This window comes from Pseudomonas sp. NBRC 111133 (assembly GCF_001320605.1).
GTDB lineage: Bacteria > Pseudomonadota > Gammaproteobacteria > Pseudomonadales > Pseudomonadaceae > Aquipseudomonas > Aquipseudomonas monteilii.
Genome location: NZ_BCBJ01000170.1, coordinates 1 through 25,479 on the forward strand (window position 1 = coordinate 1; position 25,479 = coordinate 25,479).

At 62.5% G+C, this 25,479-nt stretch carries 31 protein-coding genes; 13 read left to right on the top strand and 18 right to left on the bottom strand.

The genetic code is table 11. The features are described from left to right. Positions 1-55: 55 nt before the first annotated feature. Genes APH36_RS30105 through APH36_RS30115 form a run of 3 tightly spaced genes read left to right on the top strand, consistent with a single transcriptional unit; the run spans position 56 to position 1,915 of the window. Positions 56-1,045: a 2-hydroxyacid dehydrogenase gene (locus tag APH36_RS30105; RefSeq protein WP_060501872.1), complete on the top strand. Its 990-nt coding sequence runs from the start codon at positions 56-58 to the stop codon at positions 1,043-1,045. Positions 1,046-1,076: 31 nt separating this feature from the next. Further along, entirely contained in the window at positions 1,077-1,514 is a 438-nt protein-coding gene (locus tag APH36_RS30110) for a hypothetical protein (protein WP_060501873.1), read from the top strand. Next, positions 1,511-1,915 (top strand): META domain-containing protein, encoded by a 405-nt coding sequence (locus APH36_RS30115; RefSeq protein ID WP_016715450.1) that lies wholly within the window; start codon positions 1,511-1,513, stop codon positions 1,913-1,915. Before APH36_RS30110 ends, APH36_RS30115 begins: the two co-directional genes overlap by 4 nt. A gap of 87 nt (positions 1,916-2,002) precedes the next feature. Here the strand turns inward: APH36_RS30115 and APH36_RS30120 are convergent, their stop codons facing one another. After that, entirely contained in the window at positions 2,003-2,467 is a 465-nt protein-coding gene (locus APH36_RS30120) for a TlpA disulfide reductase family protein (protein ID WP_060501875.1), read from the bottom strand. Between the two features lie 85 nt (positions 2,468-2,552). Between APH36_RS30120 and arsC the strand changes: the two genes are divergently transcribed. The 3 genes from arsC to APH36_RS30135 are packed head-to-tail and all read left to right on the top strand — an operon-like array spanning position 2,553 to position 3,914. Then, the gene (gene arsC, locus APH36_RS30125; protein WP_060501877.1) at positions 2,553-2,906 is read left to right on the top strand and encodes an arsenate reductase (glutaredoxin); all 354 of its coding nucleotides are present in this window, start codon (positions 2,553-2,555) and stop codon (positions 2,904-2,906) included. Continuing rightward, a complete protein-coding gene (gene wrbA / locus APH36_RS30130) occupies positions 2,903-3,508 on the top strand; it encodes an NAD(P)H:quinone oxidoreductase (protein WP_060501880.1) in 606 nt (201 codons plus the stop codon). The genes arsC and wrbA overlap by 4 nt, the downstream gene beginning before the upstream one ends. Beyond that, complete coding sequence (locus APH36_RS30135) at positions 3,501-3,914, top strand: DUF2069 domain-containing protein (RefSeq protein WP_016715447.1); 414 nt, start codon at positions 3,501-3,503, stop codon at positions 3,912-3,914. The genes wrbA and APH36_RS30135 overlap by 8 nt, the downstream gene beginning before the upstream one ends. 30 nt (positions 3,915-3,944) lie before the next feature. Here the strand turns inward: APH36_RS30135 and APH36_RS30140 are convergent, their stop codons facing one another. Together APH36_RS30140 and ttcA are read right to left on the bottom strand one after the other, a co-directional pair. Next, positions 3,945-4,616 carry a DNA-3-methyladenine glycosylase I gene (locus APH36_RS30140; RefSeq protein ID WP_060501882.1) on the bottom strand — a complete coding sequence of 224 codons (672 nt, stop codon included), beginning with the start codon at positions 4,614-4,616 and terminating at the stop codon, positions 3,945-3,947. A gap of 3 nt (positions 4,617-4,619) precedes the next feature. Further along, positions 4,620-5,444, bottom strand: a complete 825-nt coding sequence (ttcA, locus tag APH36_RS30145; RefSeq protein ID WP_060501884.1) for a tRNA 2-thiocytidine(32) synthetase TtcA — start codon at positions 5,442-5,444, stop codon at positions 4,620-4,622. A gap of 261 nt (positions 5,445-5,705) precedes the next feature. On the opposite strand from ttcA, the gene APH36_RS30150 reads away from it, so the two are divergent. Continuing rightward, a complete protein-coding gene (locus APH36_RS30150; RefSeq protein WP_003252385.1) occupies positions 5,706-6,305 on the top strand; it encodes a Yip1 family protein in 600 nt (199 codons plus the stop codon). A 131-nt stretch (positions 6,306-6,436) separates the two neighbouring features. Further along, a complete protein-coding gene (locus APH36_RS30155; RefSeq protein WP_060501886.1) occupies positions 6,437-6,931 on the top strand; it encodes a SprT family zinc-dependent metalloprotease in 495 nt (164 codons plus the stop codon). Between the two features lie 123 nt (positions 6,932-7,054). On the opposite strand, the gene fpr is transcribed toward APH36_RS30155, so the two are convergent. Then, a complete protein-coding gene (gene fpr / locus APH36_RS30160; protein ID WP_004375483.1) occupies positions 7,055-7,834 on the bottom strand; it encodes a ferredoxin-NADP reductase in 780 nt (259 codons plus the stop codon). A 118-nt stretch (positions 7,835-7,952) separates the two neighbouring features. On the opposite strand from fpr, the gene finR reads away from it, so the two are divergent. Beyond that, entirely contained in the window at positions 7,953-8,879 is a 927-nt protein-coding gene (finR, locus tag APH36_RS30165; protein ID WP_016715443.1) for a LysR family transcriptional regulator FinR, read from the top strand. Here finR and APH36_RS30170 read toward each other — a convergent pair. The 3 genes from APH36_RS30170 to APH36_RS30180 all read right to left on the bottom strand — a co-directional run bounded on the left by APH36_RS30170 (position 8,876) and on the right by APH36_RS30180 (position 10,855). Next, on the bottom strand, positions 8,876-9,241 hold the full coding sequence (locus tag APH36_RS30170; RefSeq protein ID WP_010952700.1) for a diacylglycerol kinase: 366 nt from the start codon (positions 9,239-9,241) through the stop codon (positions 8,876-8,878). The two genes, finR and APH36_RS30170, sit on opposite strands and share 4 nt — an antisense overlap. Before the next feature lie 73 nt (positions 9,242-9,314). Continuing rightward, positions 9,315-9,965 carry a response regulator transcription factor ErdR gene (erdR, locus tag APH36_RS30175; protein ID WP_016715442.1) on the bottom strand — a complete coding sequence of 217 codons (651 nt, stop codon included), beginning with the start codon at positions 9,963-9,965 and terminating at the stop codon, positions 9,315-9,317. Positions 9,966-10,144: 179 nt separating this feature from the next. After that, a complete protein-coding gene (locus APH36_RS30180; RefSeq protein ID WP_060501888.1) occupies positions 10,145-10,855 on the bottom strand; it encodes a tRNA-uridine aminocarboxypropyltransferase in 711 nt (236 codons plus the stop codon). Between the two features lie 217 nt (positions 10,856-11,072). Here APH36_RS30180 and APH36_RS30185 point away from each other — a divergent pair, with 217 nt between their 5' ends. After that, a complete protein-coding gene (locus APH36_RS30185; RefSeq protein WP_060501889.1) occupies positions 11,073-11,492 on the top strand; it encodes a quorum-sensing-regulated virulence factor family protein in 420 nt (139 codons plus the stop codon). Between the two features lie 15 nt (positions 11,493-11,507). Here the strand turns inward: APH36_RS30185 and APH36_RS30190 are convergent, their stop codons facing one another. After that, positions 11,508-11,717: a hypothetical protein gene (locus tag APH36_RS30190; RefSeq protein WP_060501891.1), complete on the bottom strand. Its 210-nt coding sequence runs from the start codon at positions 11,715-11,717 to the stop codon at positions 11,508-11,510. Positions 11,718-11,877: 160 nt separating this feature from the next. Here APH36_RS30190 and APH36_RS30195 point away from each other — a divergent pair, with 160 nt between their 5' ends. After that, a complete protein-coding gene (locus APH36_RS30195; protein ID WP_060501893.1) occupies positions 11,878-12,996 on the top strand; it encodes an LOG family protein in 1,119 nt (372 codons plus the stop codon). Positions 12,997-13,047: 51 nt separating this feature from the next. On the opposite strand, the gene recX is transcribed toward APH36_RS30195, so the two are convergent. The 4 genes from recX to APH36_RS30215 form a co-directional block, all read right to left on the bottom strand. Further along, the gene (recX, locus tag APH36_RS30200) at positions 13,048-13,518 is read right to left on the bottom strand and encodes a recombination regulator RecX (protein WP_016715436.1); all 471 of its coding nucleotides are present in this window, start codon (positions 13,516-13,518) and stop codon (positions 13,048-13,050) included. A 21-nt stretch (positions 13,519-13,539) separates the two neighbouring features. Further along, positions 13,540-14,607: a recombinase RecA gene (recA, locus tag APH36_RS30205; RefSeq protein WP_060501894.1), complete on the bottom strand. Its 1,068-nt coding sequence runs from the start codon at positions 14,605-14,607 to the stop codon at positions 13,540-13,542. Positions 14,608-14,710: 103 nt separating this feature from the next. Beyond that, entirely contained in the window at positions 14,711-15,193 is a 483-nt protein-coding gene (locus tag APH36_RS30210) for a CinA family protein (RefSeq protein ID WP_060501896.1), read from the bottom strand. Between the two features lie 55 nt (positions 15,194-15,248). Beyond that, complete coding sequence (locus APH36_RS30215; RefSeq protein WP_060501898.1) at positions 15,249-16,316, bottom strand: hypothetical protein; 1,068 nt, start codon at positions 16,314-16,316, stop codon at positions 15,249-15,251. A 186-nt stretch (positions 16,317-16,502) separates the two neighbouring features. Between APH36_RS30215 and mutS the strand changes: the two genes are divergently transcribed. After that, positions 16,503-19,076: a DNA mismatch repair protein MutS gene (gene mutS / locus APH36_RS30220; RefSeq protein ID WP_060501900.1), complete on the top strand. Its 2,574-nt coding sequence runs from the start codon at positions 16,503-16,505 to the stop codon at positions 19,074-19,076. 140 nt (positions 19,077-19,216) lie between these two features. After that, positions 19,217-19,540 carry a ferredoxin FdxA gene (fdxA, locus tag APH36_RS30225; RefSeq protein ID WP_012270863.1) on the top strand — a complete coding sequence of 108 codons (324 nt, stop codon included), beginning with the start codon at positions 19,217-19,219 and terminating at the stop codon, positions 19,538-19,540. A gap of 514 nt (positions 19,541-20,054) precedes the next feature. Here fdxA and rpoS read toward each other — a convergent pair. From rpoS to ispF, 6 genes are all read right to left on the bottom strand, one after another. Beyond that, complete coding sequence (gene rpoS / locus APH36_RS30230; RefSeq protein WP_003252351.1) at positions 20,055-21,062, bottom strand: RNA polymerase sigma factor RpoS; 1,008 nt, start codon at positions 21,060-21,062, stop codon at positions 20,055-20,057. Between the two features lie 108 nt (positions 21,063-21,170). Next, positions 21,171-22,031 carry a peptidoglycan DD-metalloendopeptidase family protein gene (locus APH36_RS30235; RefSeq protein WP_060501901.1) on the bottom strand — a complete coding sequence of 287 codons (861 nt, stop codon included), beginning with the start codon at positions 22,029-22,031 and terminating at the stop codon, positions 21,171-21,173. A 213-nt stretch (positions 22,032-22,244) separates the two neighbouring features. Continuing rightward, a complete protein-coding gene (locus APH36_RS30240; protein WP_164525271.1) occupies positions 22,245-22,883 on the bottom strand; it encodes a protein-L-isoaspartate(D-aspartate) O-methyltransferase in 639 nt (212 codons plus the stop codon). A gap of 35 nt (positions 22,884-22,918) precedes the next feature. Next, positions 22,919-23,668: a 5'/3'-nucleotidase SurE gene (gene surE, locus APH36_RS30245; protein ID WP_016712911.1), complete on the bottom strand. Its 750-nt coding sequence runs from the start codon at positions 23,666-23,668 to the stop codon at positions 22,919-22,921. After that, a complete protein-coding gene (truD, locus tag APH36_RS30250; RefSeq protein WP_060501905.1) occupies positions 23,656-24,714 on the bottom strand; it encodes a tRNA pseudouridine(13) synthase TruD in 1,059 nt (352 codons plus the stop codon). The genes surE and truD overlap by 13 nt, the downstream gene beginning before the upstream one ends. Further along, entirely contained in the window at positions 24,711-25,184 is a 474-nt protein-coding gene (gene ispF, locus APH36_RS30255; RefSeq protein WP_060501907.1) for a 2-C-methyl-D-erythritol 2,4-cyclodiphosphate synthase, read from the bottom strand. Before ispF ends, truD begins: the two co-directional genes overlap by 4 nt. Positions 25,185-25,479 lie beyond the last annotated feature (295 nt).

Consider the following 25,479-nt stretch of genomic DNA (forward strand, 5'->3'; position numbering starts at 1 on the left):
TCGATCTCACAAGCAACGCCCACCCAAGACATGCACCACAAAGGAAGCCCCCACCATGCGCGCCCTGTTGTTCAGCAGCCAGCACTACGATCAGGAAAGCTTCACCCGGGCCGCCAGTGGCAGCACCCTGGAGCTGCATTTCCAGCCTGCCCGTCTGACCCTCGACACCGCCGCCCTGGCCAGCGGCTACGAAGTTGTCTGTGCCTTCATCAACGACGAACTCGACGCCCCGGTGCTGCAGCGCTTGGCCGCCGGTGGCACACGCCTGATCGCCCTGCGTTCAGCCGGCTACAACCACGTCGACCTGGCCGAAGCCCAGCGGCTGGGCCTTGCGGTGGTTCGCGTGCCGGCCTACTCGCCACACGCCGTGGCCGAGCACGCCGTGGCGTTGATCCTGGCCCTCAACCGGCGCCTGCACCGGGCCTACAACCGTACCCGCGAAGGTGATTTCACCCTGCATGGGCTGACCGGCTTCGACCTGCACGGCAAAACCGTCGGTGTCGTCGGCACCGGCCAGATCGGCGCGGCCTTTGCCCGCATCATGGCCGGTTTCGGCTGCCAACTGCTGGCCTACGACCCCTACCCCAACCCGGAACTGCTGGCCCTGGGTGCACGCTACCTGAGCATGCCCGAGTTGCTGCGCGAAGCCCGCATCATCAGCCTGCACTGCCCGCTGACCGAGCACACTCGCCACTTGATCAATGCACAAAGCCTGGCCCACCTCCAACCCGGAGCCATGCTCATAAACACGGGCCGTGGCGCGCTGGTCGACACCCCGGCACTGATCGATGCGCTGAAAAGCGGCCAACTCGGCTACCTGGGCCTGGATGTCTACGAAGAAGAAGCCCAGTTGTTCTTCGAAGACCGCTCCGATCTGCCCCTGCAGGACGATGTGCTGGCGCGCCTGCTGACCTTCCCCAACGTGATCATCACGGCTCACCAGGCCTTCCTCACCCGTGAGGCGCTGGATGCCATCGCCGCGATCACGCTGGACAACATCAACCGCTGGGCGGCGGGCAATCCACAGAATCTGGTGATGGGTTAATGCTAGGATACGCGGCATTTCTGGAGGACCCATGGTCGAGCACGATTTCCGTTACACCCTTTTCAACCCGCAACACACCCTGATCGAGTGCCGCGCACTGGTGCCAGGCCGCTACCAGGTCACTGGCAACGGCGGCTCGATGCACAAAGGCGACACCCTGCTGGTCACCCTCAAAGGCAGCAAGGACCTGTCCATGCGCCTGACCGTGGAAAGCGTGCGTCACCTGATCAACCCGCGCGGCCAGTGGGTTGCCGTGGCCAGCGGCCCGGTGTTCAACGAGCTGGAAATCCTCACCTGGCAGGTCGAGTGCGACAGCTGCGATGCCGTGCTGGACTTCGAGTTTGCCGTGGACGCCAAGCTGGGCAAACAAGCCCGCCAACCCGCCGCCAGCGCGCGCATTGCCGAACTGGGCTGGGCCAGCCGTGGCGACAAACACCTGTGCCCGCGTTGCCAGGAGAGCGCCGAGTGAAAAATCTGCTGACCGGCGTGCTGATTGCCACCGGCCTGCTCGGCTGCGCCGCAGAACCTTCGAAGCTGCAGCAGGAACGCAGCTATGTGCTGGAATGGATTGGCGAACGCCCGCTGATCGACTACAGCCACCTCACGCTGACCCTGGCCAGCGACGGCCGCGCCTATGGCAATGGCGGTTGCAACCACTGGTTTGCGCCGTACACGCTGGACGGTGAGCACCTGAGCTTTGGCAAGGTCGGCAAGACCCGCAAGCTGTGCGCGCCAGCGTTGATGGAGCAGGAAAAGCGCTTCTTGCAGGCACTGGAAACGGTGCAGCGCTGGGATGTGTCGCCGGTGGAGCAGATGCGCTTCTGGCCAGCCCAGGGTAAACCGCTGCGGTTCTGGCCGGAGGAAGGCTGAAAACAGCTACAAGCTGCGAGCTTCAAGCCACAAGAAAAAGCAGAGTGAGCACCGATCTGCCTTTCCTTGGTGCTTGCAGCTTGCAACTCACCCCTGTTTGAGGGCCTTGATCTTGGCCTGTAGCCCTTCCAGGGTCTGCTCGCCCAACAGCTGCTCACGCACCTTGCCCTTGTCATCGATGATGTAGGTCACCGGCAGCGCCTCGCTGCGTGGCAGGTCGTAGCGCTCGGCCGGGTCCTGGGCCAGCACGGTAAAACCGATGCCCAGGGTTTCAGCGGCCTGTTTCAGGTCCTGCCCCTGCAAGCCATCGAAATTCACCCCCACCACCTTGATGCCATCGGCCGCCCACTGCTTGGCCGCCGCGTTCAGTTCAGGGATTTCGGTACGGCACGGCCCGCACCATTCAGCCCAGTAGTTGAGCACCAGCCAGTGCCCGTCGATCTGTTCGGCCTTAACCGTATTACCGTGTTGGTCCACGCCATAATCGGCACCGCAACCACCGAGCAACAGGCTCGCGGTGATGGCCAGTACTGCTGCCAGACGCCTTGCCATGGGTCAATCCTTCTCGAGTTTTAGAGCAAATGGGTCAGTCGCTGCGGTTAGAATAGCCGTCACACCCAGCTGGATGCGACCCGACATGACTGACCTGACGCTCTATCATAACCCGCGCTGCTCGAAATCCCGCGGCGCGCTTGAACTGCTCGAAGCCCGCGGCCTGGCACCAACCATTGTGCGCTACCTGGAAACCCCGCCCGACGCCGCCACCCTCAAGGCAGTGCTCGGCAAGCTGGGCATCGCCCCGCGCCAACTGCTGCGCACTGGCGAGGATGAGTACAAGGACCTGAACCTGGCCGACCCGGCGCTGACCGACGCACAACTGATCGATGCCATGGCCCGGCACCCCAAATTGATCGAGCGGCCAATCCTCGTTGCCGGTGACAAGGCCGTGGTCGGCCGTCCACCGGAAAAAGTGCTGGAGATCCTGCCGTGAGCGCGCCCTACATCCTGGTGCTCTATTACAGCCGCCACGGTTCAACCAGCGAAATGGCCCGGCACATCGCCCGTGGCATCGAACTGACCGGCATGGAGGCGCGCCTGCGCACCGTGCCTGCGATTTCTACCGAATGTGAAGCCGTTGCGCCGGACATTCCGGCCAGTGGTGCGCTGTACGCCACCCTGGACGACTTGCGCCACTGCGCCGGCCTAGTACTCGGTAGCCCGACCCGCTTCGGCAACATGGCGGCGCCGCTGAAGTACTTCCTGGATGGCACCAGCAGCCTGTGGCTGGGGGGCGAGCTGGTCGGCAAGCCAGCGGGTGTGTTCACCTCCACCGCCAGCCTGCACGGCGGCCAGGAAACCACCCTGCTGTCGATGATGCTGCCGTTGATGCACCACGGCATGCTGGTGATGGGCCTGCCCTACAGCGAATCGGCCTTGCTGGAAACCCGTGGCGGCGGTACCCCTTATGGCGCCAGCCACCATGCCGGTGCCGACGGCAAGCGCGAACTGGACCCACACGAGATTGCCCTGTGCCGCGCCCTTGGCCAACGCCTGGCGACCACCGCCAAGGCCCTGGAGGCCGCGCGTGGCTAAAAAGCCCAAGGTGTTGCCGCCACTGGAATGGCTGGCACCGCGCCTGCGCCTGACACGGGCGTTGAGCCTGGCGTTCTTCTTCGGTCTGATCGCTTTGCTGGTGGTGAACAACCTTTGGTTCGCCAACCTGCATGGCGCACGGGTCGAGGTGATCCTGGCGATCGAACTGGTGCCGCTGCTGTTGCTGCTGCCGGGCATGCTGACAGGCAGCGCCCGGGCACATGCCTGGACCTGCTTCGTGGTGAACATCTATTTCATCAAGGGCGTGCTGGCGGCGTTCGACCCGGCGCGGGCGGTGTTCGGCTGGGTTGAAGTGCTGGTGAGCCTGGGGTTGTTCATTGCCGGGCTGCTGTACGTGCGCTGGAAGTTCCAGCATGAGCGGCGCCTGGCGGGCGAAGGTAATTAACATCTGGGGCCGCTTTGCGGCCCCAAAATCTCAATGGTTGACGGTATGCGCCAGCATCACCGACAACTGGCACAGCGGCCGTCCGCTCTCTTCGTGCCACTGATTGAAGGCTTGCTGCACCAGGGCCAGGTCACGTTGACTGGTCGGTTGCTTGTCGATCACTTTCTGCGCAATCAGCGCCGCCGCCATGTCATCGGTAGGGATGAAGGTATCCTTGCCGACCATGCGCAGGAAGCGCGGCGCCGACAACCCGCCCAACTGATTGCCATGCTTGGCCAGGTACTTCCATAACCCGACAATGTCGGTCACCGGCCAATCGGCGATGAACGCACCAAAGCTGCCGTTTTCTTTGGCGATATCAAGCACCATCTGCGCATTGCGCGGCACGCTCTTGAGCTTGCCCATATGACGGATGATGCGCTCATCCTGCATCAGCCGCTCCAGGTGCTCGGCGCCCATCAGCACCACCTTCTCCGGGTCGAAACCGAAGAACACCTGCTCGAACGCCGGCCACTTGGCGTCCACCAGGCTGTGCTTGAGCCCGGCGCGGAACACACGCAAGGCCAGGGTCGACAGGTAGCGGTCATCACTGATGCCCCGCAGCTGCGCCGGCGTGCGCGGCTGCGGCAGGAATGCCTCCAGCGCCTGGGCCGAGCCAAAGCGGTTCAGGCAGTACTCATGCAGCCACTGGTAATCGCGCATAGGTCAGATGTTCACAACGTCGAGGAAGCGCGGGGTAGCGTTTTCGTCGATCTTCAGGCTGGTGAAATCGAACAGGTTGCGGTCGGCCAGTTGCGACGGTGCCACGTTCTGCAGGGCGCGGAAAATGCTCTCGGTACGGCCCGGGTGCTTGCGCTCCCAGTCCAGCAGCATGTCCTTGACCACCTGGCGCTGCAGGTTTTCCTGCGAGCCGCACAGGTTGCACGGGATGATCGGGAATTCCTTCATGTCCGAGTAAGCCTGGATGTCCTTCTCGCTGCAGTAGGCCAACGGGCGGATCACCACGTTGCGGCCATCATCGGCGCGCAGCTTCGGCGGCATGCCCTTGAGCGCACCGTTGAAGAACATGTTGAGGAAGAAGGTTTCGACGATATCGTCGCGGTGGTGTCCTAGGGCCATCTTGGTCGCACCGATTTCATCGGCGAAGGTGTACAGGGTGCCACGGCGCAAGCGCGAGCACAGCGAGCAGGTGGTCTTGCCCTCGGGTACCAGCTCCTTGACCACCGAGTAGGTGTCCTTCTCGACGATGTGGTACTCGACGCCCAGCTCCTTGAGGTAGGCTGGCAGCACGTGTTCGGGGAAGCCAGGCTGCTTCTGGTCCATGTTCACCGCAACGATCTCGAACGTGATCGGTGCCACCTTCTGCAGGTGCAACAGAACGTCGAGCATGGTGTAGCTGTCCTTGCCGCCAGACAGGCAGACCATGACCTTGTCGCCATCCTCGATCATGTTGTAGTCGGTGATGGCTTCGCCGGCGAGACGACGCAGGCGTTTTTGCAGTTTGTTCTGGTTGACCGAGAGGGTGCCCATAGCGCTTGAATCCGCGAGGTGTGACAAAAGGCGGCTATTTTACGCACAAACGCGGCGCCGCTGTAGGCATTCCGATAAAGACTTCGTTGTAATCAACAGTACGCCTGACAGCGCAATTTGCTCTAAAAAGCACGGTTTATGCCGGCAACAGCTTCCTATACTGCGACATAAGGCCACATTACCGCTTGCATCGGTGTTCGGGCCTCGGGCCGCTTGCGCTCCATCTGGGGGGCGTTTGGCAACATTGAGAGGAGTGACGGCATGATTCATCACGTTGTGGGGCTATTTACCCATCCCGACCAGGAATGGCGGGAAATCCGTGGCGAAGAAGAAACCATCAGCCACATGTACCTGACGCACACCCTTATCCTGGCGGCGATTCCCGCCGTTTCGGCGTTCATCGGCACCACCCAGGTCGGCTGGGTGATCGGCGACCGGCCAGCCGTGATGCTGACCATGGAAAGCGCCATCTGGATGAGCATCATGTCGTACCTGGCAATGCTCGCCGGGGTGGCGGTAATGGGTGCATTCATCCACTGGATGGCCCGCACCTACGATGCCAACCCGTCCATGGCGCAGTGCATCGCCTTTGCCACCTACACCGCCACCCCTTTGTTCATCGGCGGCCTGGCAGCGCTCTACCCGCACTTGTGGCTGGGCATGCTGATCGGCACGGCCGCCATCTGCTACACGGTGTACCTGCTGTATGTCGGCTTACCGACGTTCATGAACATACCCTCGGACGAAGGCTTCCTGTTCTCAAGCTCCGTGCTGGCGGTGGGCCTTGTGGTACTGGTGGCGATCATGGCCGCCACGGTGATTATATGGGGATTGGGCGTGGGGCCCGTCTACACCAACTAAAACAGATTCAACCAACACTGGGGCATCAACCAGGGGCCGCCGCAAGGCGGCCTCTGGCTGTGCGCTGACCGGTGGCTCGGCACCCCCGCTGCAGTTGCGGCATAATGCCCGGTCAGGAGAACCACCCCGCCATGCCCGAGCTGCTCAGACAACGCGTCGAAACCTGTTACCAGCAAGCCGAAACCTTCTTCAAACGCCCCTTCCCGCGCCCGGAAGTCAGCTTCAAGCTGCGCGGGCAAAAAGCCGGGGTTGCCCACCTGCACGAGAACCTGCTGCGTTTCAACCTGCAGCTCTACCGCGAAAACCAAGAAGACTTCCTGCGCCAGACCGTGGCCCATGAAGTGGCACACCTGGTGGCCCACCAGCTGTTCGGCGACCGCATCCAGGCCCATGGCGAGGAGTGGCAGCTGATCATGCGCGGGGTGTACGAGCTGCCGCCCAACCGGTGCCACAACTACGAAGTGCAACGGCGCGCGGTCACCCGCTACATTTACCGTTGCCCGTGCCCGCAGGGTGACTTCCCGTTTACGGCGCAGCGGCACAAGCTGGTGCGCCAGGGGCGGCGGTACCTGTGCAAGCGGTGCCGGGGGATATTGGTGTACAGCGGCGAGACGCGCGTCGAATAGATTGTGTGTTTTCTGTACCGGCCCTTTCGCGGGCTTGCCCGCGAAAGGGCCGGTACAGCGATACAAAGCCTCCAGGCATAAGAAAGGCGACCCGAGGGTCGCCTTCTTGTACCAGCCTGCGCCTTACTTCTCGACGAAGGCACGCTCGATCAGGTAGTCACCCGGCTCACGCATGCGCGGGGAGATCTTCAGGCCGAAGCTGTCCAGCACTTCGCTGGTCTCGTCGAGCATGCTCGGGCTGCCGCAGATCATCGCACGGTCATCCTGCGGGTTGATCGGTGGCAGGCCGATATCGCTGAACAGCTTGCCGCTGCGCATCAGGTCGGTCAGGCGGCCCTGGTTCTCGAACGGCTCGCGGGTCACGGTCGGGTAGTAAATCAGCTTGTCGCGAACCGACTCACCGAAGAACTCGTTCTGCGGCAGGTGCTCGGTGATGAACTCGCGGTAGGCCACTTCGTTCACGTAACGCACGCCGTGCACCAGGATCACTTTTTCGAAGCGCTCGTAGGTTTCCGGGTCCTGGATGACGCTCATGAACGGCGCCAGGCCAGTACCGGTGCTCAGCAGGTACAGGTGCTTGCCCGGGTTCAGGTCATCGAGTACCAGGGTGCCGGTAGGCTTCTTGCTGATGATGATCTCATCGCCTTCCTTCAGGTGCTGCAGCTGCGAGGTCAGCGGGCCGTCCGGCACCTTGATGCTGAAGAACTCCAGGTGCTCTTCCCAGTTCGGCGAAGCGATGGAATAGGCACGCATGAGCGGACGGCCGCTTTCCTGCTGCAGGCCGATCATCACGAACTGACCGTTCTCGAAGCGCAGGCCCGGGTCGCGGGTGCACTTGAAGCTGAACAGGGTGTCGTTCCAGTGGTGCACACTGAGGACACGTTCGTGGTTCATGTTGCTCATCGATGGGGCTCCTGAAGAAAAACGCGGCGCGCAAAACGCGCAGTTGCGCGATAGTTTAGGGGCAGCGACAATATCTGTTAACTGGATTATCAAGATATGTGTTATCGGTTATATCGATATGCGATTCACACTTCGTCAACTGCAGGTCTTCGTCGCCGTCGCCCAGCATCAAAGCGTCTCTCGGGCCGCTAGCCTGCTGGCGTTGTCGCAGTCGGCCGCCAGCACTTCAATTACCGAACTGGAGCGGCAATCGAGCTGCCAGCTGTTCGACCGTGCCGGCAAGCGACTGGCCCTCAACGCCTTGGGCCATCAGCTGCTACCGCAGGCGGTGGCCCTGCTCGACCAGGCCAAGGAAATCGAAGACCTGCTCAATGGCAAGTCCGGTTTCGGCTCGCTGGCGGTCGGCGCCACACTGACCATCGGCAACTACCTGGCCACCCTGCTGATCGGCAGCTTCATGCAGACCCACCCGGAAAGCCAGGTGAAGCTGCATGTACAGAACACTGCACATATCGTGCAACAGGTGGCGCACTACGAAATTGATCTGGGTCTAATCGAAGGTGACTGCAACCACCCGGACCTGGAAGTGCAGCCCTGGGTGGAGGACGAACTGGTGGTGTTCTGCGCGCCGCAGCATCCGCTGGCCACGCTGGGCCGCGCCGATATCGAAAGCTTGTCGCAAGAAGCGTGGATACTGCGCGAGCAAGGCTCAGGCACGCGCCTGACCTTCGACCAGGCCATGCGCCATCACCGCGCCAACCTCAATATCCGCCTGGAGCTGGAACACACAGAAGCCATCAAGCGCGCCGTCGAGTCGGGCCTGGGCATTGGCTGCATTTCACGCCTGGCGCTGCGGGATGCTTTCCGCCGAGGCAGCCTGGTAGCGGTCGAAACCCCCGAGCTGGATCTGATGCGCCAGTTCTACTTCATCTGGCACAAACAAAAATACCAGACCTCGGCCATGCGTGAGTTTCTGGAACTTTGCCGCAGCTTCACCGCGGGCTTTACCCGCAGTGATGAAATCGTGCTGCCGCCAATCGCTTAAAGCAGGATCACACCCCACACCAGCGCGACCATGGTCAGCGCCACCAGCTGTGCGGCGCTGCCCATGTCCTTGGCGTTTTTCGACAGGGGGTGACGCTCCAGCGAGATGCGGTCGATGGCCGCTTCCACTGCCGAGTTGAACAGCTCGACGATCAAGCCCAACAGGCACACCGCGATCATGATCGCCCGTTCCGCACGGCTGACCGGCAGCCAGAAGGCGATCGGGATCAGCAGCACGTTGAGCAGTACCAGCTGGCGGAACGCAGCCTCCCCCTTGAAGGCGGCGCGCAGGCCGTCCAGTGAGTAGCCGGCGGCGTTGAAGATGCGTTTGAGGCCGGTCTGGCCCTTGAATGGCGATGTCATGTGAGTCACTTCACAACGGAAAGGCCAGCAGACTAGACCGGCACGGGTCAAAAAAGCGTGAAGCCACGCGCAGTCAGTTGCTGGCAACCGATTCAAGTTGTTGCAGCAGCAGCGCAGCCTGTGTGCGGGTGCGCACGCCCAGCTTGCGGAAGATCGCGGTCACATGGGCCTTGATGGTTGCTTCCGACACGTTCAGCTCATAGGCGATCTGCTTGTTCAACAAGCCTTCGCAGACCATGGTCAGTACGCGGAACTGCTGCGGCGTAAGGCTGGCCAGGCCTTCGCTGGCGGCTTTGGCCTCAGCCGACACATCCACCTTTTCGAACGCCTGCGGCGGCCACCAAACCTCGCCATCGAGCACCTTGCGCACGGCATCCTGGATGACTTCCAGGGTGCTGGACTTGGGAATGAAGCCACTGGCGCCGAACTCGCGGGACTTGACCACCACGGCAGCCTCTTCCTGCGCCGATACCATCACCACGGGAATCTGCGGGTATTGCCCGCGCAACAGCACCAGCCCGGAAAAACCGTAAGCACCCGGCATGTTCAAGTCCAGCAGCACCAGGTCCCAGTCGGCTTTTTCGCTCAGACGGGTTTCCAGTTCGGCAATGCTCGCGACTTCGACCAGGCGTACATCCGGGCCCAGGCCGAGGGTAACGGCCTGGCGCAGAGCGCCACGGAACAGTGGGTGGTCATCGGCAATCAGGATTTCGTAAGTGGCCATCGATCTAAGGATCCTGTTCTGTGCCAGGCGCTCGAGGGTAAGGGAAGCGTCCGGCGGGGAATCGGCGCCAAGGATGCCGAGCACGGTCAAGGGTGGTCAAGCCGATCGCCCTGCCGTCTCGCCCACCCTGGCTGCCAGCCCCGTCATTATGAACCAAAGCAGGGGTTATGCCCCTTGGACTATAGGAAGGTATGCAACCGCTGGTGGGTGTCGTCCTGATCATCCAGCGGCAGGCGCCGCTTGCCGCTCAGGTAATGCAGGCTGAACACATCCAGGTAGGCATCCAGTGCCTGCGAGGCCTGGCTGTCGCCGGCCAGGTCCAGGCACATGGCGGCCACCTCTGCCGTGCAGAAGTGATCGTCACGCTTGGAACGCCGCAGGCGGTAACGCGACATCTGCTCGGCCTGCAGGCTCAACACCGGGAAGCGGTCCAGGTACGGGCTTTTGCGGAACATCTTGCGCGCCTCGGTCCAGGTGGCATCCAGCAGGATGAACAACGGGCGCTTGCCCGGCTCGCGCACCACCTCGCTGACCACCCGCTGCTCAGCCACGAACTCGCCCGGGAAGACGATATAGGGCTGCCAGCGTGGGTCGTCGAGCAGGGCCAGCAAACGCTCGTCCACCGAGGTGCGCAGCCAGCCGAAAGCGGAGGTGTCTTCGATCAGGTCGGCAATCAGCCAGCCGGTGTTGGTAGGCTTCAACGGCTCGGTGTCATGCATCAGCAGGCACACGCCGGAGTCAGCCTGTACACGGGGTTTCCAGGCACACAGGCAATGGGTGGCAATCACCCGGCAATCCGGGCAACGCTCTGCACGCGAACCACGGGCGATGAATGGCTTGTTGCTGCGGGCCAGGCGTTCGGCGCGCAGGCGCGCTACCGCATGGCTCATGCCGGCAGGCCTCTGGTCGATTTGGAAATGGGCACAAGGATGGCTCGGAGAACACAAGGGCGCCAGTCTACCAGAACAGGGGGCAATTGCTGTGCAGGCTGCAAGGCGGTCTTTATAATCGGGCCTTTACCGTGCCCGGATCTTGCCTTGCGCGATTTCACGGAACACCGTCGACCCGCGCATGTCAAAGCGCCAGTCATCGAACCAGGAGAGATTCATGCTGCGCCTTATCGCCCCCGCCCTGACCCTGTTGCTTGCCCTGCCGTTGGCAGCACAGGCGGCATCCAAGCAGGACTACGACCTTAACAAGATGCTGCAGAAGGTTGCCAAAGAAAGCAGCATCGGCACCCCGCGCGCCATCAACGAGGACATCCTCGACCAGGGTTACACCGTAGAGGGCACGGCGCTGGTCAACCACCTGAGCGTGCGCCAGAGCCACGCCGAACGCATGCAGGCCAACCCCGAGCAGGTACGCAGCCAGCTGGGCGACAGCGTTTGCCGCAACAGCGGGTTCCGTAACCTGATGTCCAAGGGTGCGGTCATGGTCTACCGTTTCACGGTCTACAAGACCAACCAGCCAATCATGGATCAAGCCTTCGACAGTGCCAGCTGCGTGGCCGGCAACAAGAAGAAGTAACCGCCGCGCATCACGCTACACCTGCTCCTTCTCGCGGGCGCACCAGCGCCCTCCGGCGGCATCGGCGCGCATCTCGGCCAACAAAGCCTGCAGGTAACGCGACTGGCACTCCAGCCCCTCCAACCTGCGGCGGCACTCGGCCTCAAGGCTCAGGTGATGCACCTGGGCCGCGCGCTCCAGCATCCGGTAGAGCTGCCCGTCCACTTCGATGATCAAGCGATGCATACCGCCACCTCCTGCATCGACACGTTTCGCTTTACCAGTTAACCAAACCCGTACCGCCGAGGGGTGCATGCCGACGGGCGGCGCTGCCAAACAACCCGGCACGATCGGGCGCGACGGTCTAGATTGAGGTCATAGGCATTGGTGCAGAAGGAGACGTTGCATGCCTTACCAATCGAATGAACTGCTGTTCAACCACTTCCGCGACAACAACATCGACCTGAGCAACATCGACGCACAACTGCAACTGGTAGCACCCGACAGCCCCAACTTGCCGCTGTACCGCGACATGATGCTGACCATCCTGCGCATGGCCCATGACGACAGCGACCGCTGGAGCGCCAAGATCACCTTGCAAGCCCTGCGCGAACTGGACCAGTCGTTCCGCACCCTGCAGCGCTACAAGGGTCGGCGCAAGGTGACCGTGTTCGGTTCGGCACGTACCCCGCTGGAACACCCGATGTATGCCTTGGCCCGCGAACTGGGCGCCACCCTGGCACGCTCCGATCTGATGGTCATTACTGGAGCGGGTGGCGGCATTATGGCGGCCGCCCACGAAGGCGCCGGCAGCGAGCACAGCCTGGGGTTCAACATCACCCTGCCCTTCGAACAACATGCCAACCCCACGGTAGGCGGTACCGACAAGCTGTTGCCGTTCCACTTTTTCTTCATCCGCAAGCTGTTTTTTGTCAAAGAGGCTGATGCCCTGGTGCTGTGCCCAGGCGGTTTCGGCACCCTGGACGAAGCGTTGGAGGTTCTGACCCTGATCCAGACCGGCAAAAGCCCATTGGTGCCGGTGGTACTGCTGGACTCGCCTGGTGGCAGCTTCTGGCGAGACTGCCTGGACTTCATCAGCCGCCAGCTGGAAGAAAACCGCTACATCCTGCCGAGCGATCTGAAGCTGGTGCGCCTGGTGCACAGTGCCGACGAGGCGGTGAAGGAAATCAACCAGTTCTACAGCAACTACCACTCCAGCCGCTGGCTGAAGAGCCAGTTCGTAATCCGCATGCACCACCCGCTCAGCGAAGCAGCGCTGTATGACATCCAGGAAGATTTTGCCGACTTGCGCCTGAGTGGTAAGTATCACCAGCAGCCAGACAGTGGCGCCGAGCATGAGGTGGGTAATTTCAGCCACCTGACCCGTCTGTCGTTCGCCTTCAATGGCCGGGATCAGGGCCGGCTGCGCGAGCTGGTGGATTTCATCAACCTGCCGGAAAACTGGGCCAAGCCGCAGCCGATGCATACCACGCAACGGGCCAGGGAGGCATTGAAAGTGAGTTGATAACGCGTCGTTTGGGGCTGCTGCGCAGCCCCAATAGCGCTAACTGACCGATCAATAATCGTCGAGATCACGCCCACTGAGCAGGCGACCGATCAAATCCATGGGGAAGCCCCGGTAAGCGAGAAACCGGGTCTGCTGGGCACGGCTGCGCGGGTCTTGCGGGCGCTGCCCGGCGAACTTGCGCTGCCACACATCACGCATACGCTCTGCCCAATCCACCTCGCTCTCGCGTAGCGCCTGCTCGATATCAGCACGCGCCAAACCACGCTGCCCAAGCTCTTCGCGAATACGCGCAGGGCCATAGCCAGAGCCGGAACGGTAGCGGATAAAACTTTCAAGGTAGCGGGCTTCACTCAGCAGCCCTTCTTCGGCAAGCCGATCGAGCTCAGGCTCGATCAGCTCATCCGAAGCGCCGCGCTGACGCAGCTTGCGCGTCAGCTCGACGCGACCGTGCTCACGTCGCGCGAGCAGGTCCATGGCTGTCCGCCGAATGGCGACGGGGGTGTCGAGTACGGCGGACATGTTCAGCTATCTACCGCGCAATCAATAACCGGCTTCAGCGTCGGCCATGTCGTCGGCATCTGCTTCGGCAGCCGCAGCTTTACCAGCCGCAGCGACAGCGCCAGAAGTCAGCAACTTGTCGCGAATCTGCTTCTCGATCTCGGCACCAATCGCCGGGTTCTCAGCCAGGTACTTGGCGGCGTTGGCTTTACCTTGGCCGATCTTGTTGCCCTGGTAGGCATACCAGGCACCGGACTTCTCGACCAGACCTTGGGAAACACCCAGGTCGATGATTTCGCCGTTGCGGTAGATACCCTTGCCGTAGAGGATCTGGAACTCGGCCTGACGGAACGGTGGCGAAACCTTGTTCTTGACGATCTTGACGCGGGTTTCGCTGCCGACCACCTCGTCGCCTTCCTTGACCGCACCCGTACGACGGATGTCCAGGCGCACCGAGGCGTAGAACTTCAGGGCGTTACCACCGGTGGTGGTTTCCGGGCTGCCGAACATTACGCCGATCTTCATACGGATCTGGTTGATGAAGATGACCAGGCAGTTGGCGTTCTTGATGTTACCGGTGATTTTGCGCAGCGCCTGGGACATCAGGCGAGCCTGCAGGCCTACGTGCATGTCACCCATTTCACCTTCGATTTCGGCCTTCGGCACCAGGGCGGCCACGGAGTCGACGATGATCACGTCAACAGCGTTGGAACGCACCAGCATGTCGGTGATTTCCAGGGCCTGTTCGCCGGTGTCCGGCTGCGAAACCAGCAGGTCGTCGACGTTGACGCCCAGCTTGCCCGCGTATTCAGGGTCGAGGGCGTGCTCGGCGTCGACGAAGGCGCAGGTGGCGCCGTTTTTCTGGGCTTCGGCAATGACCGACAGGGTCAGCGTGGTTTTACCCGACGATTCCGGGCCGTAGATCTCGACGATACGGCCTTTTGGCAGGCCGCCAATGCCCAGTGCGATGTCCAGGCCCAGCGAGCCGGTGGAGATGGCCGGGATCGCCTGGCGCTCGTGGTCGCCCATGCGCATGACTGCACCTTTACCGAACTGGCGTTCGATCTGACCCAGGGCCGCAGCCAAGGCGCGCTTCTTGTTGTCGTCCATTGAAATCCTCACGTGTTCGACGTGGCCCTGACGGCCGGAATACCTGTATAAGTAGCCAGTATTATTCCACAGGCCGGCGCTCACGCAAACCCCTGTCGTCGATTTACTCGGCACCAAGCTGTAACAAGCCGTCTAACGCGGCGATCACCGTCTGTCGGCGCACCGCCTCGCGGTCACCGTCGAACTGCCGGCGCTCGCTGAAGACCCGACTGCCATCGCCCCAGGCCAGCCACACGGTACCCACCGGCTTGGCGGGCGAGCCACCGTCCGGCCCGGCCACTCCGCTTACCGCCACGGCAAAGCGCGCGCCACTGGCGGCCTGGGCGCCTTTGACCATGGCTTCGACCACTTCCTGGCTAACCGCGCCCACCTGGCCGAACAGCACCTCTGGCACCCCCAGCTGGCGGGTTTTCTGGGCATTGGAATAGGTGACATAACCGGCCTCGAACCAGGCCGAGCTACCGGGTACACGGGTGATGGCTTCGGCAATGCCGCCGCCGGTGCAGGATTCAGCAGTGGTCACCTGCGCGCTGAAGCGGCGCAGATGCTCACCCAGACGCGTGGCAAGCGTGGTGATCGGGTCCATGTCAGGGCTCCTTGAAGGCGGGCCTCTACCCTATCACCCTGCGGTAGGCCCTGGCTCAGGAAACCTCCAGGCTGCCCCGGGCTATTTCGCTGAACGCACGTTCGTCACGCCGTCCAAGGCGCGGCAGCCCTTCCGGCCATTCCCGGCTCCAGTCCAAGCCGCCCAGCTTGCGCATGTCTTCGATTGCCGAACGCCACCAGATCACCTTGCACGCACGCTGGTAGTCGTCGCCGCTCATCACACTGCCGTACAGCAGCTTGCGGCCGATACCACGCAGCTCCCGCGGCACACGCTTGAGGCTCCACTTCACCGAAAGCCGCGCCCACCACGAAGGGACGGGGCGATGTGCCGGCACCTTGAGGGCCAAGCCAGGCATACGCGGATGGAAACCTTCGCCGTGCCTGGCAAAGAAAATTTCCAGGACGGCATGCACGTACTGCTTCATCGCGAAGTAATGGCTGATCACGCCACGTGCTTCATTCACCTGCGCCCCGTGCAACTCGAAGGAAAAGGCAATCTGTTCGATGGTGTGCAGGTCGCCGGTATAGGGTAGCCAGGCATCGATGCGCGGGATGGCGCGCTCGGCAATGCCGACGTTGCAGCGGGTGAAGCCCATTACGCCACTGTTGCAGAGCCGCAAATCGTCGGCCGGCGCATGTCCAGCCTCGGCGAGCCCGGCACTGAAGCGAAGGTAGTCGTTGCTGCGCGAAGCCTCGGCCCAGCTCGTTTCCACTTCGTCGACCAGGAACTGCCCGGCATCGACTTGGCTGAACAACTTCAGCGGTGACTGCAGGAACACCGTATCGGTATCGATGAACACGGTCTTGTCCGCCCACTGCCCGGCCTGGGCAATGGCGCAGGCCTTGCGCCGGTGGGTGTAGCCGCCGTCGCCGGTCCAGGCCTGCAGGGTCTGCTCGTCCAGGGCAATCACTTCCACCGGCCAGCCGACAAAGGCCTTCGGCTGGTCGGTAAGCACACGGATCACCGGCAGCTCTGCCGGCTTGCAGCGCGCAATGGCGGTGAGGATGCTGAGTTTGGCCTCCAGCTGATAGATACGGCGCTCGCCGTACAGGAGGTAGATCAGCTGTTGCTTAACATGAGGGACAGGGCTGGACACATTCATCGTGCAGGTCACGGCTAGGGGCGTTCGTCGAGGGCCGCGCATTCTAGAGGGTAACGCGGCGCAGCTCCACCATTGCCCGCCAGGCGTGTGCGTATGCCCCGAAGCCTGCGCCTGCATCACAACAAAAAAGCCTGTACCATTGCGGGTTTACCATCGCCAACCAGATCACCCGCTGTAAGGCCCTGAATGTCAGATCTTTCCGCACACACCCCGATGATGCAGCAGTACTGGAAGCTGAAGAACCAGCACCCGGACCAGCTGATGTTCTACCGCATGGGCGACTTCTACGAGATCTTCTACGAAGATGCCAAGAAGGCCGCGAAACTGCTGGACATCACCCTGACCGCGCGCGGTCAGTCGGCTGGCCAGTCCATCCCTATGTGCGGCATTCCGTTCCACTCGCTGGAGGGCTACCTGGCTAAGCTGGTCAAGCTCGGCGAATCGGTGGTGATTTGCGAACAGATCGGCGACCCGGCCACCAGCAAGGGCCCGGTGGAGCGCCAGGTGGTGCGCATCATTACCCCCGGCACGGTCAGCGACGAAGCCCTGCTCGACGAGCGCCGCGACAACCTGATTGCCGCGCTGCTCGGCGACGAACGCCTGTTCGGCCTGGCTGTACTGGACATCACCAGCGGCAACTTCAGCGTGCAGGAGATCAAAGGCTGGGAAAACCTGCTGGCCGAACTCGAGCGCCTGAACCCGGTCGAGCTGTTGATCCCCGACGACTGGCCCCGCGACCTGCCGGCCGAGAAGCGCCCAGGCGCCCGCCGCCGCGCCCCGTGGGACTTCGACCGCGACTCGGCGCGCAAGGCGCTGTGCCAGCAGTTCGCAACCAAGGACCTCAAAGGCTTTGGCTGCGACAAGCTGACCCTGGCCATTGGCGCCGCCGGTTGCCTGCTGACCTACGCCAAGGAAACCCAGCGCACGGCCCTGCCGCACCTGCGTAGCTTGCGCCACGAGCGCCTGGACGACACGGTCATCCTCGATGGCGCCAGCCGGCGCAACCTGGAGCTGGACATCAACCTGGCGGGTGGGCGTGACAACACCCTGCAATCGGTGGTCGATCGTTGCCAGACCGCCATGGCCAGCCGTCTGCTGAGCCGATGGCTGAACCGCCCGTTGCGCGACCTCAAAGTACTGCAAGCACGTCAGGACTCGATCCGCTGCCTGCTCGACGGCTACCGCTTCGAGAAGCTGCAGCCACAGCTGAAGGAAATTGGCGATATCGAGCGCATCCTCGCCCGTATCGGCCTGCGCAATGCCCGCCCTCGTGACCTGGCGCGCCTGCGCGATGCCTTGGGCGCATTGCCCGAGCTGCAGAACGCCATGACCGAGCTTGAGGCGCCGCATCTGGCGCGCCTGGCAGCGATTACCGGCACCTACCCGGAGCTGGCCAGCCTGCTGGAGCGTGCAATCATCGATAACCCGCCGGCGGTGATCCGCGACGGCGGCGTGCTCAAGGCCGGCTATGACAGCGAGCTGGACGAGCTGCTGGCCATCAGCGAAAACGCCGGCCAGTTCCTGATTGACCTGGAAGCCCGGGAGAAGGCCCGCACCGGCCTGGCCAACCTCAAGGTCGGCTACAACCGCGTGCACGGCTACTTCATCGAGCTGCCAACCAAGCAGGCCGAGCAGGCACCGGGCGACTACATCCGCCGCCAGACGCTCAAGGGTGCCGAGCGCTTCATCACCCCTGAGCTGAAAGCGTTCGAGGACAAGGCACTGTCAGCCAAAAGCCGTGCCCTGGCTCGCGAGAAAATGCTCTACGACGCCTTGCTGGAAACCCTGATCAGCCACCTGGCGCCGCTGCAGGACAGCGCCGCCGCCTTGGCCGAACTGGATGTACTCAGCAACCTGGCCGAACGTGCGCTTAACCTCGACCTGAACTGCCCGCGCTTCGTCGACGAGCCGTGCCTGCGCATCGAGCAGGGCCGCCACCCGGTGGTGGAACAGGTGCTGACCACGCCATTCGTTGCCAACGACCTGGGCCTGGACAACAGCACGCGCATGCTGATCATCACCGGCCCGAACATGGGCGGTAAGTCCACCTACATGCGCCAGACGGCCCTGATCGTGCTGCTGGCGCACATCGGCAGCTTCGTACCGGCAGCCAGCTGCGAGCTGTCACTGGTCGACCGCATCTTCACCCGCATCGGCTCCAGCGACGACCTGGCTGGCGGGCGCTCGACCTTCATGGTCGAGATGAGCGAAACCGCCAACATTCTGCACAACGCCACCGACCGCAGCCTGGTGCTGATGGATGAAGTAGGCCGTGGCACCAGTACCTTCGACGGCCTGTCGCTGGCCTGGGCCGCCGCCGAGCGCCTGGCGCAATTGCGTGCCTACACCTTGTTCGCCACCCACTACTTCGAGCTCACCGTGCTGCCGGAGAGCGAGCCGCTGGTGGCCAACGTGCACCTCAATGCCACCGAGCACAACGAACGCATCGTGTTCCTGCACCACGTTCTGCCTGGCCCTGCCAGCCAAAGCTACGGCCTGGCCGTGGCGCAACTGGCCGGCGTGCCGACGGCGGTCATCCAGCGCGCCCGCGAACACCTGGGGCGCCTGGAAACCACCAGCCTGCCGCATGAGCCGTCCCCGGCGCAAAAAGCCAAGGACACGCCACAGGTGCCGCACCAGAGCGACCTGTTCGCCAGCCTGCCGCACCCGGCCATCGAGAAGCTGGGCAAGCTGCAACTGGACGACATGACCCCGCGTCAAGCTATCGAAATGCTATATCAACTAAAGAACCTGTTATAACGGCAGCCACTACAAGCTGGTAGAATCCGCCGCGGTTTGCTGGTGCTGCAGGTTATTAGCCTGGCCTGCAGCCACATACCTGTAAACCGCGCGGCCCTGAGAGGAAGGGCCGCCGCCGTCGCCTGAGGAGAGAACTAGAAATGACCTTCGTCGTCACCGACAACTGCATCAAATGCAAATACACCGACTGCGTGGAAGTCTGTCCGGTGGACTGCTTCTACGAAGGCCCGAACTTCCTGGTCATCCACCCGGACGAGTGCATCGACTGCGCCCTGTGCGAACCGGAGTGCCCAGCACAAGCCATCTTCTCGGAAGACGAAATCCCAGCCGGGATGGAGAACTTCATCGAGCTGAACGCCGAACTGGCGGAAGTCTGGCCGAACATCACCGAACGTAAGGACGCCCTGCCGGACGCTGAAGAGTGGGACGGCAAGACTGGCAAGATTGCAGACCTGGAGCGCTGATAGCGCCCGGACACGAAAAAGGCCCCTCGGGGCCTTTTTTTGTTTTTCTGCGAGCAAAAAAAAGGGGCGGTTTGACCCGCCCACATTTTTTCCGTAGTCCCTGCTTGTCCCAAACATCATCCTGATGAAATCGCGTCTTGCGATGTCCTTGGCCTCCTCCCTGGAAGCCTGTGCATGTCCGTGTGCACAGTTCGAATACTAGCGGGTTGAGCCGGGCCGGCAAGCGCGAAACCTCACAAGGTATTACACGGGACACATTTCCACACAGGCGAATAACACTTGATTTTCAATGAGTTGGAAAAATACCGGGGCTAAAAACGACAATGATTTACTGAGATTTGCATAGATGGCCTACAAAACAAGTAAGAAAAGGCTTACATGCAATGTTAATGGGGTGGCGCAGTACATATTCGACATCTGCTGTGGCTGGCAGATTTTGGGGCTGCTTTGCAGCCCATCGCGACACACAAAAAAGCCCCGAGGTCATCGGGGCGTTTTGCATTACAGGCTTTCGCTACTGGAACAACGACTCGCTGGACAGGCCGTTCTTCTCCAGGATCTCACGCAGGCGCTTGAGCCCTTCCACCTGGATCTGCCGCACCCGTTCCCGGGTCAGGCCGATCTCCAGCCCAACATCCTCCAGGGTGCTGCTTTCATGCCCGCGCAGGCCAAAGCGGCGCACCACCACTTCCCGCTGCTTGTCGGTCAACTCCCCCAGCCACTGGTCGATGCTCTGCGACAGGTCGTCATCCTGAAGCAGCTCGCACGGGTCTGTGGGGCGGTCGTCGGTCAGGGTGTCGAGCAGGGTCTTGTCAGAATCCGGGCCAAGCGACACATCCACCGAAGACACCCGTTCATTCAGGCCGAGCATGCGCTTGACCTCGGCGACGGGCTTCTCCAGCAAGGTGGCGATTTCTTCCGGGGAGGGTTCGTGATCCAGCTTTTGGGTCAGCTCTCGGGCCGCACGCAGGTAGACGTTCAGCTCTTTGACCACGTGGATCGGCAAGCGAATGGTGCGGGTCTGGTTCATGATCGCCCGCTCGATGGTCTGGCGAATCCACCAGGTCGCATAGGTCGAGAAACGGAAACCACGCTCCGGGTCGAACTTCTCGACCGCACGGATCAGCCCCAGGTTGCCCTCCTCGATCAGGTCGAGCAGCGACAGGCCACGGTTCACGTAACGACGGGCAATTTTAACAACCAGGCGCAGGTTGCTTTCGATCATGCGCTTGCGGCCAGCAGGGTCACCCTTTTGCGACAAACGCGCAAAATGCACTTCCTCTTCCGGCGAAAGCAGCGGCGAGAAGCCGATTTCGTTCAGATACAGCTGGGTGGCATCGAGCGCCCGGCTGTAATCGATGTACTTGTGTTGCTTGAGCGAAGAGCCCGACTTGGCCCTCGTCCGAACCGAAGATACAGCAGGTTCGTCTGACACCACATCCGTTTCCAAAACGATACCCGTCTCCATCAGGAGGACGTCATCGTCGATGTCAAACTCCGGCACTTCTTTACTGAGAGCCATTGTTATAGTCCTTTGCTGAGTTCGAACTCAGACTCGAGCGGCACCTTTATCCCTGGCAGCGCTTGAGCCTGTCCCCTCTACATCACAGGAACAGGCCGGGTACAACGATCAACGGCGTGGCAGGAACTGGAGTGGATCGACGGGTTTGCCCTGGCGGCGAATCTCGAAATGCAGCTTCACCCGATCTGTGCCCGTAGACCCCATTTCAGCAATCGACTGCCCTGCCTTGACCTGCTGCCCCTCCCGAACCAACAGCCTGCGGTTATGACCGTAGGCACTGACGTAGGTATCACTGTGCTTGATGATGATCAGCTCGCCGTAGCCCCTTAAACCACTCCCGGCGTAAACCACCGCACCATCAGACGCAGCAAAAACAGGCTGTCCCAAATCACCGGCGATATCAATGCCTTTATTCAAACTACCGTTTGAAGCAAATTTTCCAATCAGCACGCCGTTGGCAGGCCAGGTCCAGCCGCCTGCGGCGCGCTCTGCCGCAGGCACGGTGGTGGCAACCGGTGTAGGGGTGGAGGTTGTCGGCGTTGCCGGTTTGCTGGTGTTGGCAGGCGTCACGGCAGTCGTGCCCACAGGCCTGCGGGTGACCGTGGTGCGGCTCGATGAAGAGGGGCTGGACACCACCGTGGTACTGCTGCTGGAACCGCTGCTGAAACGAATCGCTTGCCCTGGGCGAATGGTATAAGGCGCCGCGATGCCGTTGCGTGCGGCCAGCTCCTTGTAGTCCCAGCCATAGCGGAAGGCAATGGAGAACAGCGTGTCACCCGGCTTGACGATGTACTGCCCGGACGTCACCGCCGGGCGCTTGGGCACGGTGTTATTGCGGTCGACCACCCGCGCACTGCTGTTGCTGCTGGTGCTCGAGCAACCCACCAGTAGCGTGCCCATGGCCAGTGCAATCACCAGAAGCTTGAAACCCGACCCGTCCTTGCGCTGCCGAATGACTGTGTGACCCACCCGCGCTCCCCTCATGGTGCCGAAAAACGATATGAAGACAAAAAATGCAATATTGTTGCAATTATAACCAAGCCGGCCAGTATTGGCAGGCGGGTGAAAAGGCTGTTGCAATACCCGGAGCGAGCTAGCGCTTTCTACCGCCAGATAGACAGGGCGAAGCGGCAAGAATTCGCCGCTGGCGCAAAAATACCGCGCGGCTCATACCCGCACGCCTCAGGCCAGCGGACCATTGAGCAGCGGAACGAAGCGCACGGCCCCCAGCACGCGCCGAGAGAATCCATGCTCCTCGCGCACGATCAGCATCAGTTGCTGCGCTTCACCGGTCGCCCCCACCGGGATCACCATGCGCCCCCCGGGGGCAAGCTGGTCAAGCAATGCCTGCGGCACTTCTGGCGCCACCGCCGTGACGATGATGCCGTTGTACGGCGCCAGCGCCGGCCAGCCTTCGCAGCCATCGCCCCAGCGGAATACCACGTTGCGCAGGTTCAGCTCCACCAGGCGCTCTTTGGCCCGGTCCTGCAGCACCTTGATACGCTCCACCGAAAACACCCGTTCCACCAACTGGGCCAGGATCGCCGTCTGGTAGCCTGAGCCGGTACCAATCTCCAGCACCTTGTCCAGCGGCCCGGCCTCGAGTAGCAGCTCGCTCATGTGGGCAACCATGAACGGTTGCGAGATGGTCTGGTTGTGGCCGATGGGCAATGCGGTGTCTTCGTAGGCACGATGCGCCAGTGCCTCGTCGACGAACAGGTGGCGCGGGGTACGACGAATCACGTCGAGCACCTTGGTGTTCGAAACGCCCTCTTCGCACAGGCGCTGGATCAGCCGCTCCCGGGTACGCTGGGAGGTCATGCCGATGCCGCGGCGCAGCATATCGTCCTCGCGCATCAGAGCAGGCCCTCCAGCCAACCGTCGAGCTGCTCGAAGGCATCATTGAAGGTGCGGTCGAGTTGCAACGGGGTGATCGATACATAGCCCTGCATCACCGCGTGGAAGTCGGTACCCGGACCGCCGTCCTCGGCATCGCCGGCCACGGCGATCCAGTAACCTTCCTTGCCGCGCGGGTTGACCACCTTGGTCGGTGCCGCCGCCCGCGCCCGGTGACCGAGGCGGGTGAGCCGGATGCCACGAATGTGCTCCAGCGGCAGGTTGGGAATGTTTACGTTGAGCACGGTGCGGGGTGGCAGCGCCAGGCGCGACTGGGCCTCGACCAGGCGGCGGGCGATATGGGCCGCGGTCGGCAGGTTGTCCGGCTGGCGCGACAACAGCGAAAACGCCAGCGACGTGCCACCCAGGAAGCGGCCTTCCAACGCGGCGGCGACCGTGCCCGAATACAGCACGTCATCGCCCAGGTTGGCACCGAGGTTGATCCCCGACACGACCATGTCCGGCGTGTGCGGCAACAGCCCATTGAGCCCCAGGTGCACACAGTCGGTCGGCGTGCCGTTGAGGCTGATGAAACCGTTGGCCAGGGTTTGCGGGTGCAGTGGCCGGTCCAGCGTCAGCGAACTGCTGGCGCCGCTCTTGTCTTGCTCCGGGGCGATCACCGAGCACTCGGCGTAATCCGCCAGCGCAGCGTGCAGCGCGGCGATGCCGGGCGCGGTAACACCGTCGTCGTTCGAAATCAGAATACGCATGGGCTGTCCGTCTGCCCTGCCGACACCAGATCCACGACTTCACGCACCACCACGGTGGCGAAGCATCCGGCCGGCAGGACGAATTCCAGTTGCAGGATATCAGGCTCGGGATAATGCCATGTCAGGCCGCCAATAGGGAGCCGCAAAATGCGCCGTTCGTGATCCATGCCCGCCTGGGCCAACCACTGGCAAAGTGCCGGTTGATCTGCACCGACGGCGTTTTCCAGGCGGGCAGTGGCCCCGTCAGCAGGCGAAGCGCCCTCGCCCCACATCGGGCCGGTCGGGTGCAGATCGAGAATCGCCAGGCGCGGGTCGGCACATTCCGCCTCTCCCGCCGGGAAAAAGCTACGGCTGTCAGTGAATGCCAGCAGGTCGCCGACCTGCGCCCGCGCCCAGCTACCTTCGGCGACACGCGCAGCCAGCACCTGATTGAACAGGTAGCTGCGCCCGGCCGAAAGCAGCCGCGAACGCACATTGCGCTGCTCGGGCAAGGCGTTGCGCGCCGCCCAGTCGAGGGCGTCATGGACGTTGCCGCCGCCGTGACCGAAGCGCTGGGTGCCGAAATAGTTGGGTACACCGTGCTGCTTCAGCTGTTCAAGGCGCGCGTCCAGCGCCTGGTGATCCGCCGCCAGGGCCGTCAGGCGCAGGGTGAAGCCGTTGGCCGAATGCGCGCCACGCTGCAGCTTGCGCTGGTGACGCACCTGCTTGAGCACGCGCAGGCTGGCATCCTCGGCACGCGACAGGTCCGGGTCGGCCTTGCCTGGCAGGTGCAGGCTGAACCACTGACGGGTCAGGGCCTGACGGTCCTTGAGCCCGGCATAGCTGATGGTGCGCACCGGCACACCGGCGGCGCGCGCCAGGCGGCGAGCGGCCTCTTCGGTGTTCAGCTCACGCTTCTCGACCCACAGCCACAAGTGCTCGCCCTGGCCGGACAGTGGAATATCCAGCACTTCGTCGACCTGGAAGTCTTCGGCCACCGCCTTAAGGACGGCGGTGCCCAGTGGTTCGCCCGATGCGCGCGGGCCCAGCAGTTCCAGTTCGGTCATGCTGGCAGCAGCAGGGCGACCGAATGCACGGCAATACCCTCCTCGCGGCCGGTGAAGCCCAGCTTTTCGGTGGTGGTGGCCTTGACGTTGACCTGGTCGAGCTCGACCTGCAGGTCCTCGGCGATCAGCTGGCGCATGGTCTCGATGTGCGGGGCCATCTTCGGCGCCTGGGCGACGATGGTGGCGTCTACATTGCCGACCTTCCAGCCCCTGGCCTTGACGATGCCGACCACATGGCGCAGCAGCACGCGGCTGTCGGCACCCTTGAACTGTGGGTCGGTGTCGGGGAAGTGCTTGCCGATATCGCCCAGCGCCGCAGCACCCAGCAAGGCATCGCTCAGGGCGTGCAGCAGCACGTCGCCGTCGGAGTGGGCCAGCAGGCCGTATTTGTGGGGGATACGCACCCCGCCCAGGGTAATGAAATCACCGTCGCAGAAACGGTGCACATCGTAGCCGTGGCCAATACGCATAAGAAAACGCCCTGAATAAGTCAGGGCGTGATTCTACCTGCTTTTGAGGCATTGGGCTGGAGGTGATCGCCTTGGGATTTTCAGCGTCTGGCAGATCGAGCGCCGCCCGCGCGGCGCATCGCGAGCTGCGCTCGCTCCTACGTTTGTTTCGAGCCAGTAACGCCTGTGACAGACGCGCGCGACCGCCTTGTTTGTACGACGCGATATCGAGCCATGCGCCAAAGCGTTCGCGCGCAATCTTCACAGGAATAATTGGCGCGAAACAGACGTAGGAGCGAGCGCAGCTCGCGATGCG